Origin of the sequence: Pseudomonas sp. B6001 (genome assembly GCF_013386015.1) — a bacterium.
GTDB lineage: Bacteria > Pseudomonadota > Gammaproteobacteria > Pseudomonadales > Pseudomonadaceae > Aquipseudomonas.
The window spans coordinates 421674-440675 of record NZ_JACAOX010000017.1 but is presented as its reverse complement, the minus strand read 5'-3'; the positions used below and the strand labels follow the sequence as shown (position 1 = coordinate 440675).

The window sequence follows — 19002 nt, the reverse complement described above, 5'->3', positions numbered from 1 at the left end:
TTTTATTCTGGAGAGTGAATGTGATGCGTCAGAAAGGTTTTACCTTGATCGAATTGTTGATCGTCGTGGCAATCATCGGCATTTTGGCCACCATCGGCCTGCCCATGTACACCAAGCACCAGGCCAAGGCCAAGTTCACCGCAGGGCTGGCCGAAGTCTCCGCGTTGAAGGCGGGCTTTGAAGACACGCTGAACCAGGGGACGCCACCGACCCTGGCGTTGATTGGCGGGACCAGCCCAACGGCCAACTGCAAGATTGACGTGACCGGCGACATCGCCACCGGTGCTGGCACGATTGCCTGTGAAATCCTCGATGCACCCGCGCCGGTCCTGGGCAAGATCATCACCTTGACCCGTAGCGCCACAACCGGCTGGAAGTGCACCACCACGGCAGAAGACCAATACGCCGCTAAAGGTTGTGCTTCCGGCGGCGCGTGATCATCAGGTCGTCTACTGTTTACGCAGCAAGGAAGAGCGTGTGTGTAAACCGCTCTACGCCCATCACAAGGAAGTAGAGGTTGCCGATGACGTCGTCTGTCCAGCAGCGGGGGAACATATTCCTCATCGTGGTTATGTGTCTGCTGATGCTGGCGATCTGCGCGCCTTTCAGTAGTCATGACTGGCAACGTGCGGTGCAGATATGGGTGGCGCTGTGTGCGGTGGTGTATGGGCTGTGCTTGCCGCAGGCAGAGCGATGCGTAGACAGGTCGACAGCGCTCGGGGTGTCGCTGATCGGGGGCGCGGGGCTGGTTTCGGCCCTGTTGGCCCACCAGCCGCTCTGGGCGTTGACCGAGCTGGCGCTGCTCATCAGTTGTTGCGCCACTGCTGTGGCTTTCAGCCGGGCCAGGCGCAATGGGGATGAGTCCCTGGATCGTGTATTGGTCCTGTTCGTATTGCTGCTGTGCATGGTTAAAAGTATTCAATATCTGCACGCCGGGGTCCTCGCCTTCACCAGCGGCGAAGCAATCGTGAATACCGATTTGCTGTTGTCCGGGTTCTCCAATAAACGTTTCTACGGTCAGTTCCAGACCTTCACCCTGCCCCTGCTGGCGCTTCCCTTGCTGGTTTCAAACGTCGCTCGTCCAGCGCGGGGCGCAGTGTTCGCCCTGCTGTGTGTCTGGTGGCTGATCGCGATCGGTGGCGGTACCCGCGGCACCTGGCTCGGTATGGGCGCTGCCGGCTGCGTGCTGATGTTCCTGGGGCCGCAGGGGCGTCGTTGGCTGGGCTGGCAGTTGGCGGCACTGGCCTGTGGGTTAGTGTTGTATTGGTTGGTCTTCACGGTGCTGGCAGGGTACTTGGGGATTGTAATTTCCAATGGTGCCGTAGACCGACTGACCACCAGCCTCTCGGGGCGTGGGCCGATATGGTGGCAGGCCTGGAGCATGATTATCGAGCGGCCCTGGCTGGGTTTCGGGCCGATGCATTTTGCCGACATCGCCAATGACATTGCCGCTCACCCTCACCAGGCGATTCTGCAGTGGGCCAGCGAATGGGGCGTACCGTCGACGCTGTGCGTGATCGCGTTGGTTGCGTGGGCGGGTTGGTCAACCTTGGGCGTGTTGCGTGAGCGTGCGTTGTCATTGGCGCCCGTGGACCTGCTGCGCCTGTGTCTGTTTGCCTCGCTGATCGGTGCACTGGCCCAGGCACAGGTGGATGGGGTGATCGTGATGCCGGTGTCGCAACTCTGGCTGGCGCTGGTGGTTGGCTGGCTGATGGGATTGCATGTGTGGCGCGCTCCATCGGTCGCCCCGGTGCCGGCGTTGTACAGGGTGTGGATGGCCGCGAGCGTCGTGGCCGTCGGCTTGCTGGTGTTCGTCGCGATTCGTGATGTGCCCCGACTCAAGGAGCGCAGCGAGCACTACATGGGCCTGAGTAACGGTCACCTGCAGCCACGCTTTTGGGTGCAAGGCGTGATTGCCCTCGAAATGCAGTGAGTTGCCGGACGTCCAAGGCAGTGCTAGCTTTAGCCCACCGCCCGTGTAGCTCAGCCGGTAGAGCAGCGCACTCGTAACGCGAAGGTCGCAGGTTCGATTCCTGTCTCGGGCACAAAGGCAACACAGTTTTCAGATGATCCCAGAATGGTTCTGAAGGCCAGACGAACCGGTATTCATGCCTGTTCTTTTGTATCTGCGCGACCTTGATGACCCAGATGCATCCCCATTCCTCGATCTAAGAGAACGACATGACCACACAAGAAATGACCCAGGAAGCGCGGCACGAAGCAGCCCTCAAAAAGTACGTCGCGGAGTCGCCGGAACTGCTGGATGAGATCAAGGACCTGAGCGCCGATGATCAAAGGGACCAGATCCAATGGGCGTTTGAGGATGAGGCCGAGGCCCAGGGCCTGCAGCCATGGGAACTGACCCTGAAGTACACCTCCACCCCCGAAGCGTTCGAGGCGGCTCGCCTGGCTTTGCACAAGGAAGCGGCCGAGGTGCTGGGTGTCGACTGGAATGAGTATTGCGGGATGAACAATCTCGCGATCTGACACAAGTTTGATGTGGCGAGGGAGCTTGCTCCCGCTGGGTTGCCAAGCGGCCCCAAAAACCTTGGAAGCGCTGCGCACTCCAGCGGGAGCAAGCTCCCTCGCCACAAAAGCAGGCGCTTACATTCAAGGGCGTTTCAGAGACTAAGCCGCATCGACAAATCCACCGCCTTCACATCCTTGGTCATCGCCCCGATAGAGATGTAGTCCACGCCGGTTTCAGCGATGGGCAGCAGGGTGCTTTCGTTGATCCCGCCACTGGCCTCCAGCTTGGCTTTGCCGTTGTTCAGGCGCACCGCTTCGCGCATGTCATCCAGGCTCAGCTCATCCAGCATGATGATGTCGGCGCCCGCCGCCAGTGCCTCACGCAGTTCCTCCAGGCTTTCCACTTCGATTTCCACCGGCTTGCCCGGGGCGATCTTGTGGGCGGCGCTGATGGCCTGGGCAATGCCGCCGCAGGCTGCGATATGGTTTTCCTTGATCAGGAACGCGTCATACAGGCCGATGCGGTGGTTGTGGCAACCACCGCAGGTCACTGCATATTTTTGCGCCAGGCGCAGGCCGGGCAGGGTCTTGCGGGTATCCAGCAGCTTGACCTGGGTGGACGCGACAAAGTCCGCCAGGTATTGGGCGCGGGTGGCAACGCCTGACAACAGTTGCAGGAAATTCAGCGCGCAACGCTCGCCACTGAGCAGCGAGCGGGCCGGGCCTTCAAGGTGAAACAGCGCCTGGTTGGGGCTGACACGTTCGCCGTCGCGCACCTGCCAATGCACCGCGACGCGTGGGTCCAATTGGCGAAACACCGCTTCCACCCAGGCCGTGCCGCTGATGACGGCGGCGTCGCGCGTGATGATCGTGGCCTTGGCCAGGCGTTCGGCGGGGATCAGTTGTGCGGTGATATCCCCGCTGCCGATGTCTTCCAGCAGTGCGCGACGCACGTTGGCTTCGATTTCGGCGGTCAGGTCGGCTAGACGAAGATTGGGCATAACAGGCTCCACAAACAAAGTGCCTGGATTATAGGGGCAGGGCGGGCCTGAACCCAAGGCAACTGGCACCACGGGTGCGGTGCGCGATGTTCATTTACACGGCAATCACAGAGTTCGCTGGCGCAACAACCCTCATTTGCAAGATAATCTCGCGCCTTGCAATTGGCGTCATAGCTTTGACGTCACGGTGATAGCCCGATTTTCGCAGTGCCCCGGCGTGCTTCGCGCCGTTGCTGCACCGATCTTTCACACAATCGAATACCGCCGTTTCAGGAGGCCAGGATGCACAATGACGGGAAGGTGGTGCCGATCAATAAGGCACGGGCGACGCCATCGCCGCTCGCCCGCCTGCCGGTGGTGTTGCTCCAGGTCCGTGACAAGGCGGCGCAGCAACTCAGGCAGGGACTGCAGGAGCTGTTTGATAACGCCGACGACACCCTGTTCGAAATGGCCGACAAGACCCGCAGTAACGTCGACCACGGTATTTTCTTTGAAGCCATGCGCGACCTGCGCCTCAAGCGCAAGAATTTCGAGCGTGGCTTCATGGAGCAACTCTACGAAGCGTTTGCCAATCTTGGCAACGTGGAGCGCGGTGAGCTGCAACTGATTCCGGTGGTGTCCTACACCGCGGCGCCCGGGGTCTCGGGCGATGAGCTGGAAAAAGCCGTCGCGCTCGAGGCCATGCTGGGCAAGGTGCTGCGCCGTGACGGGCTCGCCCTTGGGCAATTGACAGCTCGGCTTAATGCCTTGCTCGACAAACGCCTGGATGATCGGGACAACCCCCTGGGCCCGGCAATGCTGTGCGCGTTTTTTCTGCAAGCAGGACGCAGCCTTGGCGTGGAAATCCGGGTCAAGCTGATCATTCTCAAGCTGTTTGAGAAATACGTGCTCAGTGACGCTGATCTGTTGTACGGCGAAGCCAATCAGTTGCTGATCGCCACCGGCGTATTGCCCGAACTCAAGGCCGTGCCATCGCGGCGCGCCGTCGCCACGGCCGAGTTGCCTGAAGACACCCCGCCGATTGCCGGCCATCCGGCAGACGACAGCGGCCAGGAAGTTTTCGCGGCGTTGCAGGAATTGCTGTCGGCAGTGCGCGGCAGCGTGGCACCCACGCTGGAAGCCAGCGCCGAGACCCAGCCCATCTCCACCCGTGACTTGCTGCGCCTGCTCTCCCATTTGCAGCAATATGTGCCTGAGCCTGAGGTCGAGGATGATTTCGACCTGCGCAACCAGCTTGAACAATTGCTGACCCGGGTCAGCGTCAAGAGCGGCAAGTCTCGGGTGGTGGAGGATGCGGACGAGGATGTGATCAACCTGATCGCCATGCTGTTCGAGTTCATCCTCAATGACGGTACGGTGCCCGAATCCCTCAAGGCGCTGATCGCGCGCCTGCAGATCCCGATGCTGAAAGTGGCGGTGCTGGACAAGAGTTTTTTCAGCCGCACCAATCACCCGGCGCGACGCTTGCTCAATGAAATCGCTTCGGCGGCCATGGGCTGGAGCCAGCGCGACGATTATCAGCGCGACAGCCTGTACCTGCACATCGAGCAGGTGGTGCAGCGGTTGCTGAACGATTTTGTGGATGATCCGGCAATCTTTTCCCAGTTACTGACCGAGTTCACCGCGTTTACCCATGACGAGCGACGCCGCAGCGAATTGCTGGAGCAACGTACCCGCGATGCGGAAGAAGGGCGCGCCCGTACCGAAATCGCTCGTCAGCGTGTAGCCGAAGCCCTCAATCTGCGGTTGCTGGGCAAAGTACTGCCCGAGGTCGTGGTGCAGTTCCTGCAACAGGCCTGGAGCCAGGTGCTGTTGCTGGCGTGCCTGAAGCATGGCGAGCACTCGCCACAATGGCTGGCCGGGTTGCGCACCATGGACGAGTTGATCTGGAGTGTCGGCCTCAGCGAAGACACCGAAGCCGGCCGGCACCTGCTGGAGCAGTTGCCAGGCTTGCTGAAAGCCTTGCGCGATGGGTTGAGCGGCGCGGCATTCGATCCCTTCATTACCCGGGAATTTTTCACCCGCTTGCAAACCCTGCATGTCCAATCGTTCCGGGGCAGTGCCGAGGAACAACCGTCGCTGTCGCAAGTCGAGGTGCGCGAGGCATTCGTCCTCAGTCCCGCGGCACCGGCCATCGAGGCGAGCCTGCCGGAAGATGATCCCGACCTGCTCAAGGTTCGCCAACTGCGGATCGGTTGCTGGGTGGAATTTCAGGAAGACGCCGAAAACACCCTGCGTTGCAAGCTGACGGCGATTATTGCGCCGGGCAATACCTGTATTTTCGTCAATCGAACCGGCCTCAAGGTATTGGAAAAAAATCCGCTTGAACTGGCCCTGGAGTTCAAGCGCGGCGCGGTGCGAGCCCTGGATGATGCGCTGTTGTTCGACCGCGCCCTGGCTTCGGTGATTGGCAACCTGCGCCAACTTCATCGCGCCAAGTGATCGCAACCAGACAGCGGAACGCGGCATACTGAGTCACCCCAGCCTCGTTCAAGGAACCAGTATGCAGTTGGACCCCGCCAGCGGTTGGTGCCAGGGCATTCGCCATTGCCCCTCGCCCAACTTCAACGAGCGCCCCGGTGGCGAGATTTCCCTGTTGGTGGTGCACAACATCAGCCTGCCACCGGCGCAATTCGCCACCGGCAAGGTGCACGAGTTTTTCCAGAATCGCCTGGATGTCACGGAACATCCCTACTTTGAAGGTATTGCCGACCTACGGGTTTCTGCGCATTTTCTGATTGAGCGTGATGGCGCGGTGACGCAGTTTGTCTCGTGCCGGGACCGGGCCTGGCATGCCGGGGTATCGAGCTTCGAGGGGCGTGAGACGTGTAACGACTTTTCCCTGGGGATCGAGCTGGAGGGCACTGATGACCTGCCCTTCACCGATGCCCAGTATCAATCCCTGATCGCCCTGACGCGCCAGTTGCTGGCGGCGTACACGGGCATTACCCGCCAGCGCATTTGTGGCCATAGCGATATCGCCCCGGGACGCAAGACCGACCCCGGACCCGAATTTGATTGGGCGCGCTTTCGCAGCGCCTTGCAGGATGGAGGACACGCACAATGAGTTTTCTGGTGTTGGTGCTGGCGGTATGGATCGAGAAGTTCTCGGCCCTGCGTCACCGAATACAACGTGATGGCGGTTGGTTGCGGGAACTGGCCAAGCTGGAGTCGAGCGCCAGCCTGGGCAAGCAGCCGTGGCTGATCCTCACATTGCTGGTGCTGCTGCCGGTGGCCTTGCTTGCGTTGTTGTTGCTGGTGCTGGAGCCAGTGGCCTATGGCCTGTTGGCGCTGCCGGTGCACTTGCTGGTGGTGATCTACAGCCTGGGCCGTGGCGATCTCCTGGCCGGATTGGGCCCGTTCCGTGATGCCTGGCGCCGGGGTGACCTGCAAGCGGCCGAACATGTGGCCGAACGTGACTTGAGCATCAGTGCCGACAGTGGTGAGCAGTTGCTGGAGCGGGTCCAGGGCCATCTGTTGTGGCAGGCCTACCAAAGCTTCTTCGCGGTGATTTTCTGGTACTTCCTCCTCGGACCGGTGGCCGCCCTGGCCTACCGTCTGCTGGCGCTGGCGACCGAGAACAGCAAGAACCCGCTGGTGGCCGAACGTGCCGGGCAATTGCGCCATGCCTTCGACTGGTTGCCGGTACGTTTGCTGGCGGCGAGTTTCGCCCTGGTCGGTAACTTTGTGGCGGTCGGCCGGGTGATGCTGCATGAGCTGCTGAGCTGGGACATCAGTGCTGCGCAACTGGTGGAGAAGGTGGGCCTGGTGGCCGCGGAGATCCCGCCACCGGTGGTAGGCGCCGAGGGCATCAACAGCCTTGATCGTATCTGGGAGTTGCTGCTGCGTGCCGCCGTGCTGTGGTACGCCGGCTTTGCCATCTGGACCGTGCTGCCCTGATTTGCCCCCCCTGTAGGAGCGGGCAATCTCGCTCCTACCTCGTTAACCTTAAGTTACAAACCTCCTTTTCGAATTGAGCTATACAGACAGAGCGCCAAATAGTGGCTATCTGCCGCCGCCCTGCGCCCTCAATAAAAATAAAAGAAAAGGGAGTTCACCTGTGAAGAGCTTGCTCTATCCCGCCGTCGCGTTCATGAACCGCCTGACCTTCGGCATGAAGTTCAGCCTTATCAGCGTGCTGTTCCTGTTGCCGATGCTGGCCACCAACTACTACCTGGTGCGCGATTCCTGGCGAGAATTCCAGGGCACTCGCATCGAGCTGCAAAGCCTCGACCTGCTGGGCAGCAGCCTGGCCCTGCGCCGCGACCTGGAAACCCTGAACAACCAGGTACAGATCAACGCAACCCTCGGCCAATCAGGCAAGGCCGGTGATATCGAAAACAAAATCACCGCCCTCGAAGACAGCCTGCTGCAGCGCCTGCAAAGCTTCCACGCCCTGTCCGCCGACCCAGAACAGGCCGCCGCCTTCGAAGCCAAGCGCGATGAAATGATCGCCGCCTTCAAGGCCCAGCAACAGGAAACTTCACTGCTCAGCAAAAGCGCGCTGATCGGCAAACTCCTCAACAAGGCGCAGATGCTCAGCCAGATCATCGCCAGCCAGTCGGGTTTGAGCCGTGACCCCCAGGGCGACCTGCGCCAACTCAGTGAACTGATCACCAGCGTCACCCCGCAAGTCACCCAGACCCTGGGGGAAGGCCGGGCCATGGGGGCTTATTCGTTGGGCCAGGGTTTTCTCAATTCGTCGTCCAGCACTCGTTTTGACGAGCTGCTGCAGCAACTGGAAAAGCTCCAGGCGGAATACGGCCTGAAACTGCAGGATGCCCTCGGCTCCAGCAAGCCCGCCCACGCAGCATTGGCGAGCCTGGCGGACGCGAGCAAGGCCAGCCTCAAGCAAGGCAGTGAGTTGTTCGAAGAGCAGGTCGTGGTGGCCGAAACCCTCGACGCCCCATGGCAAGGCTTCTACGACGACGTCAGCACGTTGATGGCCAAGACCTATCAGCTCGACGAAGCCACCCTGACCTTTCTCGAGCAGCAACTGGAGCAACGCCTGTCGGAAAACCGCACGCACATGATCGGATTGGTGTCGGCACTGGCGTCGGTGTTTTTGCTGATCTTCTATTTGTATGCCGGTTTCTACGCCTCCACCCGCACCACCTTGCGCCGCCTGGGGGCGACGATGGACAAGGTGGCGGCCGGTGACATGACCGTCACCTTCATCGCCCACAGCCGCGACGAACTGGGGGATTTGGGCCAGGTGTTCAACGCTACCGTGGCCAAGATCCATGACCTGATCGAGCGGGTAGGGCACACCGTCAACCAGGTCGAACACCAGGCCGGACAAGTGGAGTCAGTCTCGGCCAGCAGCAACCAGGCCGTGTCCGGCCAACGCAGCCAGATCGAGCAAGTGGCGACCGCCATGAACCAGATGTCCTCCACTGCCCAGGAAGTGGCGCGCAGTGCAGCGGCGGCGGTCAGCAGCGCCCACAGCGTCAACGATGAAACCGTCAGCGGACGCGGCCTGGTGCAGTCCCAGCAAGGCAGTATCGCGGCGTTGGCTTCGGAGATCGATCAATCGGTACGGGTCATCAACCAATTGGCCATCGACAGCCAATCCATCAGTCGCGTACTGGAAGTGATCAAGAGCATTGCTGAACAGACCAATCTGCTGGCGTTGAATGCCGCCATCGAGGCCGCGCGCGCCGGTGAGCAAGGACGCGGTTTCGCCGTGGTGGCCGATGAGGTGCGCACTTTGGCCCGGCGCACCCAGCACTCCACCGAGGAAATCGAGCAGATGATTGCCAAGCTCCACAGCGGTGTCGGCGCTGCGGTGAAGGCCATGGGCACCAGCCACGAGATGGCCAATGGCACGGTGGGGCAGTCGGAAAAAGTCCAGCAGGCCCTCGAAAACATCCTCGGCGCGGTAGGCATGATCGTCGACCAGAACCAGCAGATTGCCGCCGCCGTCGAACAGCAGACTGCCGTGGCCCATGACATCGATCAGAACATCGTCGAGATCAATCGCGCCGGTGAACATGCAGCGCAGGGCGCGCACCAGACTGAAGAGGCCAGCCGGCAGTTGTCCTTGCAAGTGATCGAGCTGAAGCAGTTGATCGGGGCCTTTCGAGTGTGAGGCATGGCCAGGCATGCATCGGGGATGGGCCCCTACCAGTTGAACAGCTCGCAGGCATTGCGGGTGCTCGCCTCGGCCAGCGCTGAGGAGCTGATGCCCATGCGCTCCGCCAGGGCGGCGCAGATGTCTGGCAGGTGTTCGGGGCTGTTGCGCTGGCCGGGGTACATCACGGGGGCCATGTCCGGTGAGTCGGTTTCCAGCACCACGCTTTCCGGCGGCAGCCGGGCGATCACCTTGTGCATGCGCAGGGCTTGCGGCCACGTGGCCGCGCCGCCCAGGCCCAGTTTGAAGCCGAGCTTGATGTACTCGCGGGCCTCTTCCTGGCTGCCGGCAAACGCGTGGATGATTCCGCCCCGTGGCAGCCGAATGCGCTTGAGGGTGGCGATCACGGCAGCGTGGCTGCGGCGCACATGCAGCAGCGCCGGCAGTTGGAAATCCACCGCCAGCTTCAGTTGCGCTTCAAACAGGCTTTGCTGGCGTTCGCGGTCCAGCTTTTCGAGGAAATAATCCAGGCCGATTTCGCCCACCGCGCACAGTTGCCGGTGGCCGTTCAGGCGGGTCAGCCAGTCGCCCAGTTCCGTCAGGTCGGCGGGGCGATGGTCGTCGAGATACACCGGGTGCAGGCCGAAGGCGGCGAATAAATCCGCGTCGGTTTGCACCAGGTCCCACAACCGTTGCCAATTCTGCTGATAGACCCCGAGCACCACCATCCTGCGCACGCCCAGGCGGCGACTGCGGCTCAGGACTTCGCGGCGGTCCGTATCGAAGTCCGGAAAATCCAGATGGGTGTGGCTGTCGATCAGCTCCACACCGCTTACTCCGAGTGAATCCGCTGCTTGAACGTACGGCCGATGGCATGCACGCCGGGTTCGTAGTGCTGTTCTTCAATGGCCGCCAGCGCCAGGCGCAGCGCGGTGTCGGCAATCAACTGATGCTGCTGGGCCATGGCATTCACCGGCAGCGGCAGGAAATCCAGCAGTTGGGTGTCGCCAAACGTCCCCAGTCGCAGTGGCCGGGATTTGAGCGGGAAGTCATGCAGCGCGTCAAACACCCCTTGCAGCAGGACGTAGGACGTAGTCACCAGTGCGTCAGGCAAATGCCCCAGGCTTTGCAGTAACTGCTCCATCAGATGTCGGCCACAGTCGCGGCTGAACGACTCGCCTTGTTCGATCAGCACTTCGCCGCTGAAGTCTTTCAGCGCTTGCTTGAAACCGGCGGTACGTTCCTGGCTGATGCTCAGCTCTGGCCGCGCGCCGATCAACACGATCTGCTTGGGCAGCGGGTGCAGCAGGCTGCTGGTCAATTGCTGGCAGGCCTGGCGATCATCGCTGACCACCGAGCAAAACTGCGTAGACTCCATCACCCGGTCGATGGCGATCACCGGCAAACCCTTGGCTTGCAGTTCGCGGTAGCTGTCGTCGGTGGCCGGCAGGCAGCTGGCGACAAACAGCGCATCGCAACGGCGGGCGCGGAACAGTTGCAGCAGTTGCCGCTCACTGTTGGCGTCGTCGTCGGAGCTGGCGATCAGCAATTGATAGCCGCGGGCACGGGCGCCTTGTTCGAGCAGCTTGGCGATGCGTGCGTAACTGGGGTTTTCCAGGTCCGGCAGGATAAAACCCAGGGTACGGGTGTGCCGGCTGCGCAGCCCGGCGGCCTGGGGGTTGGGCGTAAAGCCATGTTCTTCAACCACGGCGCGCACCCGTTCGACGGTTGCGCTGCTGATCCGTTGCTGTTCGGCCTTGCCATTGATGACGTAGCTGGCGGTGGTCACAGACACACCGGCAATGCGCGCGATATCACTGAGTTTCAAACCGGGATTTCCTTGTTTTTTAGAGCTTGCCCCGACATTTTGTCCAATCGTAACCGATTACTGCAGGCGACCATTGTCGCAACTCAACAGCCGAGTGGCTCTTCAATCATGGGAAATTAACGCGTAATCTGCCATAAATTCTAGATTAAACGTTTCAGCAAGCGTATTTTTACGATTATCGCGACGAGTGTGGTCCTGCCAACTGACCACTCAGTCAATTTTATTCGAACGCTTTTGCACTGATTTATTCAAAATAATACCTAGTGCGCCCGCCGCACTAACTAGGAGAACGGCATGCTTGAGCTCACCCACGAGCAGATATCCATGGGCCAGACGGCTGTGGATAAGTCTGCTGCCTTGCAACTGCTCGCTGAAAAACTGGTGGCCGATGGCCTGGTCGCCGAGGGTTACCTCAGTGGCTTGCAAGCGCGTGAAGCCCAAGGTTCGACCTTTCTCGGCCAGGGTATCGCCATCCCCCACGGCACCCCCGAAACCCGCGACCAAGTGTTCGCCACCGGCGTGCGCCTGCTGCAATTTCCCGACGGCGTGGATTGGGGCGATGGCCAGATCGTCTACCTGGCGATCGGCATTGCCGCCAAATCCGACGAACACCTGCGCCTGCTGCAACTACTGACCCGTGCCCTCGGCGAGACCGACCTGGGCCAGGCCCTGCGTCGCGCCAGTTCTGCCGAGGCCTTGCTGAAACTGCTGCAAGGTGCGCCGCAGGAGCTGGCGCTGGACGCACAGATGATTGGCCTGGGCGTGTCGGCTGATGATTTCGAAGAACTGGTGTGGAGAGGCGCACGCCTGCTGCGCCAGGCCGATTGTGTGAGCAATGGCTTTGCCGCCGTGCTGCAACAAGTCGACGCGCTGCCCCTGGGCGATGGCCTGTGGTGGTTGCACAGCGAGCAGACGGTGAAGCGCCCGGGCCTGGCTTTTGTCACCCCGGATAAACCGATGCGTTACCTGGGCCAGCCCTTGAGCGGCCTGTTCTGCCTGGCCAGCCTCGGCGAGGCCCACCAGACCTTGCTCGAACGCCTGTGTGCCTTGCTGATCGAAGGCCGTGGCCAGGAACTCGGCCGCGCCACCAGCAGCCGGGCCGTACTGGAAGTGCTCGGCGGTGAACTGCCAGCCGACTGGCCAAGCGTGCGCATTGCCCTGGCCAACGCCCACGGGCTGCATGCGCGCCCGGCGAAGATCCTCGCGCAATTGGCGAAAAGTTTTGCCGGTGAAATCCGTGTGCGCATCGTCGATGGAGACGTCGGCGCGGTATCGGTAAAAAGCCTGAGCAAGTTGCTCAGCCTCGGTGCGCGTCGCGGCCAGGTACTGGAGTTTGTCGCCGAGCCAACCATTGCCGGTGACGCCTTGCCCGCCTTGCTGGCGGCAGTGGAAGACGGCCTCGGCGAAGAAGTCGAGCCGCTGCCGGCAGTCAGCGCCCAACAAGCCGTGGTCGAGATCGAACCGGTGATCAGCGCGCCAGTGTCCGGCAGCCTGATCCAGGCCATCGCCGCCGCCCCCGGCATTGCGATTGGCCCGGCGCATATCCAGGTGCTGCAACCTTTCGAATACCCGCTGCGCGGCGAGTCGCCGGTGATCGAGCGCCAGCGCCTGCACGCGGCATTGACCGACGTGCGCCGGGACATCCAGGGCCTGATCGAGCGCAGCAAGTCCAAGGCCATCCGCGAGATCTTCATCACCCACCAGGAGATGCTCGACGACCCGGAACTGACCGACGAAGTCGAGACGCGCCTCAAGCAGGGCGAAAGCGTCGAAGCCGCGTGGATGAGCGTGATCGAAGCCGCCGCCAAACAGCAGGAATCGTTGCAGGACGCCTTGCTTGCCGAGCGCGCCGCCGATCTGCGTGACATTGGCCGCCGCGTGCTGGCGCAACTGTGCGGCGTCGAAACCGCCCAGGAGCCGGACGAACCCTACATCCTGGTGATGGACGAAGTGGGTCCTTCGGACGTGGCGCGCCTGGACCCGGTGCGTGTCGCCGGCATCCTCACTGCCCGTGGCGGCGCCACCGCCCACAGCGCCATCGTCGCCCGTGCTTTGGGCATTCCCGCGCTGGTGGGGGCAGGCCCTGCTGTATTGCTGTTGGCTTCGGGCACGCCGTTGTTGCTGGATGGCCAGCGCGGTCGCCTGCATGTGGACGCCGACGCCGCCACCTTGCAGCGCGCCACCGTCGAACGCGACACCCGCGAACAACGTCTGCAAGCCGCCGCCGCGCAACGCCATGAACCGGCCCTGACCCGCGATGGCCATGCCGTCGAAGTGTTCGCCAATATCGGCGAAAGCGCCGGGGTTGCCGGCGCGGTGGAGCAGGGCGCCGAAGGCATCGGCCTGCTGCGCACCGAACTGATTTTCATGGCCCACAAACAGGCGCCCGACGAGGCCACCCAGGAAGCCGAATACCGCCGCGTGCTCGACGGCCTCGGCGGCCGGCCGCTGGTGGTGCGCACCCTTGATGTGGGCGGCGACAAACCGCTGCCGTACTGGCCGATCGCCAAGGAAGAAAACCCCTTCCTCGGCGTGCGCGGCATTCGCCTGACCCTGCAACGCCCGCAGATCATGGAAGCGCAATTGCGCGCGCTGTTGCGTTCGGCAGACAACCGTCCACTGCGCATCATGTTCCCCATGGTTGGCAGTGTTGACGAGTGGCGACAGGCTCGGGCCATGACCGAGCGCCTGCGCCTGGAAATCCCGGTGGCCGACCTGCAACTGGGGATCATGATCGAAGTGCCGTCGGCCGCGTTGCTGGCGCCGGTACTGGCCAAGGAAGTGGACTTCTTCAGCGTCGGCACCAACGACCTGACCCAATACACCTTGGCCATCGACCGTGGCCATCCGACGCTGTCGGCCCAGGCTGACGGCCTGCATCCGGCGGTGTTGCAACTGATCGACATCACCGTGCGCGCCGCCCATGCCCATGGCAAATGGGTCGGCGTGTGCGGCGAGCTGGCAGCCGACCCGCTGGCAGTTCCGGTGCTGATCGGCCTGGGAGTGGATGAGCTGAGTGTGTCTGCGCGCAGCATCCCCGAGGTCAAGGCACGGGTGCGTGAATTCAGTCTGAGCGAGGCCCAGGGCCTGGCACAAAAAGCCCTGGCGGTGGGTTCTCCCGCCGAAGTGCGTGCGCTTGTGGAGGCCGTGTAAATGGCAAGGATTTTAAGCCTGACGCTGAACCCGGCGTTGGACCTGACGGTGCGCCTGGCGCGCCTGGAACCGGGCGAGGTCAATCGCAGCGAAGCGATGATCACCCACGCTGCCGGCAAGGGCGTGAACGTGGCCCAGGTGCTGGCGGACCTTGGTCATCAGGTGACCGTGGGCGGCTTTCTTGGAGAGGACAATCCCCAGGCATTCGAGATGCTGATTGCCCGTCGCGGTTTTACCGATGCCTTTATTCGCGTGCCGGGCGAAACCCGCAGCAATATCAAGATCGCCGAGCAGGACGGGCGGGTCACGGATGTCAATGCGCCGGGCCCGTTGGTCAGCGAGCAGGCGCAACACGCACTGCTTGAGCAACTGGCGCGGATTGCTCCGGGCTACGACGCCGTCGTCGTGGCCGGCAGCCTGCCACGCGGCATCACCCCTCAGTGGTTCCAGGGCCTGCTGCAGCAACTGAAAAACCTCGGCTTGAAAGTCGCCCTGGACACCAGCGGCGAAGCGCTGCGCGCTGGATTGAACGCCGGCCCGTGGTTGGTCAAACCCAATACCGAAGAACTGGCCGATGCCCTTGGTCATTCCACAGATGCCATCCGCCAACTGCATCGGCAAGGTGTGGAGCATGTGGTGGTCTCCGACGGTGCCGCGGGTGTGAGCTGGTACAGCCCGGATACCGCGCTGCACGCCACGCCGCCCAAGGTAACCGTGGCCAGTACCGTAGGCGCCGGCGACTCGCTGCTGGCCGGGATGCTTCACGGTTTGCTCAGTGGCGATACGCCGGAGCAGACCTTGGGCCGCGCCACCGCCATTGCCGCGATGGCGGTCACGCAGATCGGCTTTGGCATCACCGACGAAGCGCAGCTTGAGACTTTGCAGAGCGGCGTCCACGTGCGCCCGCTGACAGAACAATAAGAGGGTTGGTCATGAAGTTAGCCATTGTTACTGCCTGCCCGAACGGCATGGTCACCAGTGTGCTGTGCGCCCGCTTGCTGGATGCCGCCGCGCAACGCCAGGGCTGGAGCACCAGCGTCGAAGTGGTCGACGTGCAGCATCCGGAACGCCAATTGTCGGCGGCCACCCTTGAAGCCGCCGAGTGGGTATTGCTGGTCAGCAGCACGCCGGTGGACATGCAGCGTTTTGTCGGCAAACGCGTATTCCGCAGCACGCCGGCCCAGGCGTTGCAGGATGTGGACGCGGTGTTGCGTCGCGGGGCCGAGGAGGCCCAGGTGCAGGTGGCTGACGCGGCACCGGCGAAAAGCACGCCGCGTATCGTCGCGATCACCGCGTGCCCGACCGGCGTCGCCCACACCTTCATGGCTGCCGAAGCGTTGCAGCAAACCGCCAAGCGCCTCGGGTATGACTTGCAGGTGGAAACCCAGGGCTCCGTGGGCGCCCGCACGCCGCTGAGTCCCGAGGCGATTCGTGACGCCGATGTGGTACTGCTCGCCGCCGACATCGAAGTCGCCACCGAGCGCTTTGCCGGCAAGAAAATCTATCGCTGCGGTACCGGGATCGCGCTCAAGCAATCCGAGGCGACCCTCAACAAGGCGCTGGCCGAAGGCAAGCAGGAATCCGCTGCCAGTGGTGCCGCTGCCAAACCGGAGAAGACCGGTGTCTACAAACACTTGCTCACCGGCGTGTCGTTCATGCTGCCGATGGTGGTGGCGGGCGGTCTGCTGATCGCCCTGTCATTCGTGTTCGGCATTCATGCCTTTGAAGAAAAAGGCACCCTGGCCGCCGCGCTGAAAACCGTCGGCGACCAGGCGTTCATGCTGATGGTGCCGCTGCTGGCGGGTTACATCGCCTACTCGATTGCCGACCGTCCTGGATTGGCCCCCGGCATGATCGGTGGCCTGCTGGCCAGCACCTTGGGCGCGGGGTTTATCGGCGGGATCTTCGCCGGCTTTCTCGCCGGCTACTGCGTCAAATTCATCAGCCGCGCGATCCGTTTGCCCCAGAGCCTGGAAGCCCTCAAGCCGATCCTGATCATCCCGTTGCTGGCGAGCCTGTTCACGGGTCTTGCGATGATTTACCTGGTAGGGCCGCCGGTGGCGAAGATGCTCACCGGCCTCACGGATTTTCTCAGCACCATGGGCACCACCAACGCCGTGCTGCTGGGCATCTTGCTGGGCGGCATGATGTGCGTCGACCTCGGTGGCCCGATCAACAAGGCGGCCTACGCGTTTTCCGTCGGCCTGCTGGCGGCGCAAAGCGGTGCCCCCATGGCCGCGACCATGGCTGCCGGCATGGTGCCGCCGATTGGCATGGGCATCGCCACCTTCCTGGCGCGACGCAAGTTCGCCCAGACCGAGCGTGAAGCCGGCAAGGCCGCGCTGATCCTCGGCATGTGCTTTATCTCTGAAGGCGCGATTCCGTTTGCTGCCAAGGACCCGTTGCGGGTAATCCCGGCCAGCATCGCCGGCGGTGCGCTGACCGGTGCGCTGTCGATGTATTTCGGCTGCAAGCTGATGGCGCCCCATGGTGGATTGTTTGTGATGCTGATCCCGAATGCGATCAACCATGCGCTGCTGTACCTGCTGGCGATCGTGGCGGGCAGTTTGTTGACGGCCGTGGTGTATGCATTCCTCAAGCGCCCTGAGACCGTAGAGCTTTCTGTCGCACCCGCCCAGGCATGACGCGGTTCATGTAGGAGCTGGCTTGCCTGCGATGCAGGCACCTCGGTGTATCAACGCAACCGAGTTGAGGCTATCGCAGGCAAGCCAGCTCCCACATTTGACCTCCGTGAGCAATAAGGCCGGTGTCATAACTCGTTCATCCCGTCATGCTTAAGTTTCCCTTTTGCTGCTCGAGAGGGAACCCGCATGAGCCACTTCAATCTCGGCCGCCGCCGCGTGATGCAAGCCGTTGGCGCCGGCCTGTTGCTGCCGGGCCTCGCGCCTGCGGTGATCGCCTCGGTCAAGGATCGCCCGCAACTCACCGACGGCGTGCAGTCCGGCGACCTGCTGGGCGACCGCGCGATGATCTGGAGCCGCAGCGACCGCCCGGCCCGGATGGTGGTGGAGTGGGACACCCGTAGCGTATTCAGCAACCCGCGCAAATTCGTCTCGCCCCTGGCCGACAGCCGCACCGATTTCACCGCCCGTGTCGAACTCACGGGCCTGCCCGTCGACCAGGCGATCTTCTACCGTGTGCACTTTGAAGATGCCCAGACAGGCGTGGCCAGCGAGCCCTGGTTCGGTCACCTGCGCAGCGTGCCGCAGCAGCGCCGGGATATCCGCTTTGTGTGGAGCGGCGACACCGTCGGCCAGGGCTTCGGCATCAACCCGGACATCGGCGGCATGCGCATCTACGAAGCCATGCGCCTGCGCCTGCCGGACTTCTTCATTCACAGCGGCGACACCATCTACGCCGACGGCCCGGTGCCCGCGCAACTGACCACCGAGGACGGACGCATCTGGCGCAACATCACCACCGAAGCCAAAAGCAAAGTCGCTGAAACCCTGAATGAATACCGGGGCAACTACCGCTACAACCTGATGGACGAGAACGTACGTCGCTTCAACGCCGAAGTGCCGCAGATCTGGCAGTGGGACGACCACGAGGTGATCAACAACTGGTCGCCGAGCAAGCAACTGGATGAGCGCTACAAGACTCGCGACATCAATACCCTGGTAGGCCGTGCGCGCCAGGCCTGGCTGGAATATTCACCGATGCGCCGGCAAAGCGCCGACCAGGGCGGGCGGATTTATCGCAAGCTCAGCTACGGCCCGTTGCTGGATGTGTTTGTGCTGGACATGCGCAGCTATCGCGGGCCGAACGATGACAATCTTGGCGGTGAAAAACCGTTCCTTGGGCGTGAGCAACTGGACTGGCTCAAGCGCGAATTGAAGGCCTCCCAGGCGCAGTGGAAAGTCATCGCCGCCGACATGCCCATTGGCCTGGGCGTGCCCGACGGTGAGGTCAGCCCCGGCGTGCCGCGTTGGGAAGCGATCGCCAACGGCGACCCGGGCCCGGCCCAGGGGCGCGAGTTGGAAATTGCCGAATTGCTCGCGTTTCTGCGGGCGCAGCAGGTGCGTAATCACGTGTGGCTGACGGCGGATGTGCATTACTGCGCGGCCCATCATTACCATCCGGATCGGGCGGCGTTTCAGGATTTTGAGCCGTTCTGGGAGTTTGTCGCCGGGCCGTTGAATGCCGGGAGTTTCGGGCCTAATCCGCTGGATAAAACCTTTGGCCCGGAAGTGGTGTTCGAGAAGGCGCCGACGGTGCAGAACAGCTCGCCGTTTGCCGGGTTCCAGTTTTTTGGCGAGGTGCAGATTGACGGGCAGACGGCGGAGCTGACGGTGATTTTGCGGGACCTGGATGGGGTTTCAGTGTTTGAACAGAAACTGGCGCCAGTGTGATTGCAATGCAATCTACCTACTGAAGAAGAGCCAATGTGGGAGCGGGCTTGCTCGCGAAGGCGGTGTGTCAGTCAACAGATGTATCGACTGATCCACTGCCTTCGC

At 62.3% G+C, this 19002-nt stretch carries 14 protein-coding genes, 1 tRNA gene and 1 pseudogene; 13 read left to right on the top strand and 3 right to left on the bottom strand.

Annotated elements, in window-relative coordinates:
* The first annotated feature begins 23 nt into the window (after nucleotides 1-23).
* From HX821_RS19350 to HX821_RS19335, 4 genes are all read left to right on the top strand, one after another.
* Nucleotides 24-437 (top strand): pilin, encoded by a 414-nt coding sequence (locus tag HX821_RS19350; protein ID WP_087694624.1) that lies wholly within the window; start codon nucleotides 24-26, stop codon nucleotides 435-437.
* A gap of 86 nt (nucleotides 438-523) precedes the next feature.
* Nucleotides 524-1933, top strand: a complete 1410-nt coding sequence (locus HX821_RS19345) for an O-antigen ligase (protein WP_177036237.1) — start codon at nucleotides 524-526, stop codon at nucleotides 1931-1933.
* A 39-nt stretch (nucleotides 1934-1972) separates the two neighbouring features.
* Nucleotides 1973-2045 (top strand) — tRNA-Thr (locus HX821_RS19340).
* Nucleotides 2046-2181: 136 nt separating this feature from the next.
* The gene (locus tag HX821_RS19335; protein ID WP_008437299.1) at nucleotides 2182-2487 is read left to right on the top strand and encodes a DUF6388 family protein; all 306 of its coding nucleotides are present in this window, start codon (nucleotides 2182-2184) and stop codon (nucleotides 2485-2487) included.
* Between the two features lie 134 nt (nucleotides 2488-2621).
* Here HX821_RS19335 and nadC read toward each other — a convergent pair whose 3' ends face one another.
* On the bottom strand, nucleotides 2622-3470 hold the full coding sequence (gene nadC / locus HX821_RS19330; RefSeq protein ID WP_008437288.1) for a carboxylating nicotinate-nucleotide diphosphorylase: 849 nt from the start codon (nucleotides 3468-3470) through the stop codon (nucleotides 2622-2624).
* Between the two features lie 282 nt (nucleotides 3471-3752).
* Here nadC and HX821_RS19325 point away from each other — a divergent pair, with 282 nt between their 5' ends.
* From HX821_RS19325 to HX821_RS32030, 5 genes and pseudogenes are all read left to right on the top strand, one after another.
* Nucleotides 3753-5912: a DUF1631 domain-containing protein gene (locus HX821_RS19325; RefSeq protein WP_177036236.1), complete on the top strand. Its 2160-nt coding sequence runs from the start codon at nucleotides 3753-3755 to the stop codon at nucleotides 5910-5912.
* A gap of 61 nt (nucleotides 5913-5973) precedes the next feature.
* Entirely contained in the window at nucleotides 5974-6537 is a 564-nt protein-coding gene (gene ampD, locus HX821_RS19320; protein WP_003215934.1) for a 1,6-anhydro-N-acetylmuramyl-L-alanine amidase AmpD, read from the top strand.
* A complete protein-coding gene (gene ampE, locus HX821_RS19315) occupies nucleotides 6534-7370 on the top strand; it encodes a regulatory signaling modulator protein AmpE (protein WP_003215936.1) in 837 nt (278 codons plus the stop codon). The genes ampD and ampE overlap by 4 nt, the downstream gene beginning before the upstream one ends.
* Before the next feature lie 193 nt (nucleotides 7371-7563).
* Nucleotides 7564-8655 (top strand): annotated as a pseudogene (locus HX821_RS32035) (methyl-accepting chemotaxis protein); the annotation flags it as partial.
* Nucleotides 8632-9561 carry a methyl-accepting chemotaxis protein gene (locus tag HX821_RS32030; protein WP_371135982.1) on the top strand — a complete coding sequence of 310 codons (930 nt, stop codon included), beginning with the start codon at nucleotides 8632-8634 and terminating at the stop codon, nucleotides 9559-9561. The pseudogene HX821_RS32035 and the gene HX821_RS32030, both read left to right, overlap by 24 nt.
* Before the next feature lie 32 nt (nucleotides 9562-9593).
* Here the strand turns inward: HX821_RS32030 and HX821_RS19305 are convergent, their stop codons facing one another.
* Nucleotides 9594-10370 (bottom strand): TatD family hydrolase, encoded by a 777-nt coding sequence (locus HX821_RS19305; protein ID WP_177036234.1) that lies wholly within the window; start codon nucleotides 10368-10370, stop codon nucleotides 9594-9596.
* A 5-nt stretch (nucleotides 10371-10375) separates the two neighbouring features.
* Nucleotides 10376-11371 (bottom strand): catabolite repressor/activator, encoded by a 996-nt coding sequence (cra, locus tag HX821_RS19300; protein ID WP_177036233.1) that lies wholly within the window; start codon nucleotides 11369-11371, stop codon nucleotides 10376-10378.
* 294 nt (nucleotides 11372-11665) lie between these two features.
* On the opposite strand from cra, the gene ptsP reads away from it, so the two are divergent.
* The 4 genes from ptsP to HX821_RS19280 all read left to right on the top strand — a co-directional run bounded on the left by ptsP (nucleotide 11666) and on the right by HX821_RS19280 (nucleotide 18897).
* Nucleotides 11666-14524 (top strand): phosphoenolpyruvate--protein phosphotransferase, encoded by a 2859-nt coding sequence (ptsP, locus tag HX821_RS19295; protein WP_177036232.1) that lies wholly within the window; start codon nucleotides 11666-11668, stop codon nucleotides 14522-14524.
* Nucleotides 14525-15445 (top strand): 1-phosphofructokinase, encoded by a 921-nt coding sequence (gene pfkB, locus HX821_RS19290; RefSeq protein ID WP_087694617.1) that lies wholly within the window; start codon nucleotides 14525-14527, stop codon nucleotides 15443-15445.
* A gap of 11 nt (nucleotides 15446-15456) precedes the next feature.
* Nucleotides 15457-17169 carry a PTS fructose-like transporter subunit IIB gene (locus HX821_RS19285; protein WP_003215951.1) on the top strand — a complete coding sequence of 571 codons (1713 nt, stop codon included), beginning with the start codon at nucleotides 15457-15459 and terminating at the stop codon, nucleotides 17167-17169.
* 186 nt (nucleotides 17170-17355) lie between these two features.
* Entirely contained in the window at nucleotides 17356-18897 is a 1542-nt protein-coding gene (locus tag HX821_RS19280) for an alkaline phosphatase (protein ID WP_087694616.1), read from the top strand.
* Nucleotides 18898-19002: the final 105 nt, after the last annotated feature.

Bases quoted from the DNA above. Each gene is read 5' to 3' on its own strand.
- HX821_RS19350 (WP_087694624.1), top strand. From the start codon at position 24: ATGCGTCAGAAAGGTTTTACCTTGATCGAATTGTTGATCGTCGTGGCA.
- HX821_RS19345 (WP_177036237.1), top strand. From the start codon at position 524: ATGACGTCGTCTGTCCAGCAGCGGGGGAACATATTCCTCATCGTGGTT.
- HX821_RS19335 (WP_008437299.1), top strand. From the start codon at position 2,182: ATGACCACACAAGAAATGACCCAGGAAGCGCGGCACGAAGCAGCCCTC.
- nadC (WP_008437288.1), bottom strand. From the start codon at position 3,470: ATGCCCAATCTTCGTCTAGCCGACCTGACCGCCGAAATCGAAGCCAAC.
- HX821_RS19325 (WP_177036236.1), top strand. From the start codon at position 3,753: ATGCACAATGACGGGAAGGTGGTGCCGATCAATAAGGCACGGGCGACG.
- ampD (WP_003215934.1), top strand. From the start codon at position 5,974: ATGCAGTTGGACCCCGCCAGCGGTTGGTGCCAGGGCATTCGCCATTGC.
- ampE (WP_003215936.1), top strand. From the start codon at position 6,534: ATGAGTTTTCTGGTGTTGGTGCTGGCGGTATGGATCGAGAAGTTCTCG.
- HX821_RS32030 (WP_371135982.1), top strand. From the start codon at position 8,632: ATGACCGTCACCTTCATCGCCCACAGCCGCGACGAACTGGGGGATTTG.
- ptsP (WP_177036232.1), top strand. From the start codon at position 11,666: ATGCTTGAGCTCACCCACGAGCAGATATCCATGGGCCAGACGGCTGTG.
- pfkB (WP_087694617.1), top strand. From the start codon at position 14,525: ATGGCAAGGATTTTAAGCCTGACGCTGAACCCGGCGTTGGACCTGACG.
- HX821_RS19285 (WP_003215951.1), top strand. From the start codon at position 15,457: ATGAAGTTAGCCATTGTTACTGCCTGCCCGAACGGCATGGTCACCAGT.
- HX821_RS19280 (WP_087694616.1), top strand. From the start codon at position 17,356: ATGAGCCACTTCAATCTCGGCCGCCGCCGCGTGATGCAAGCCGTTGGC.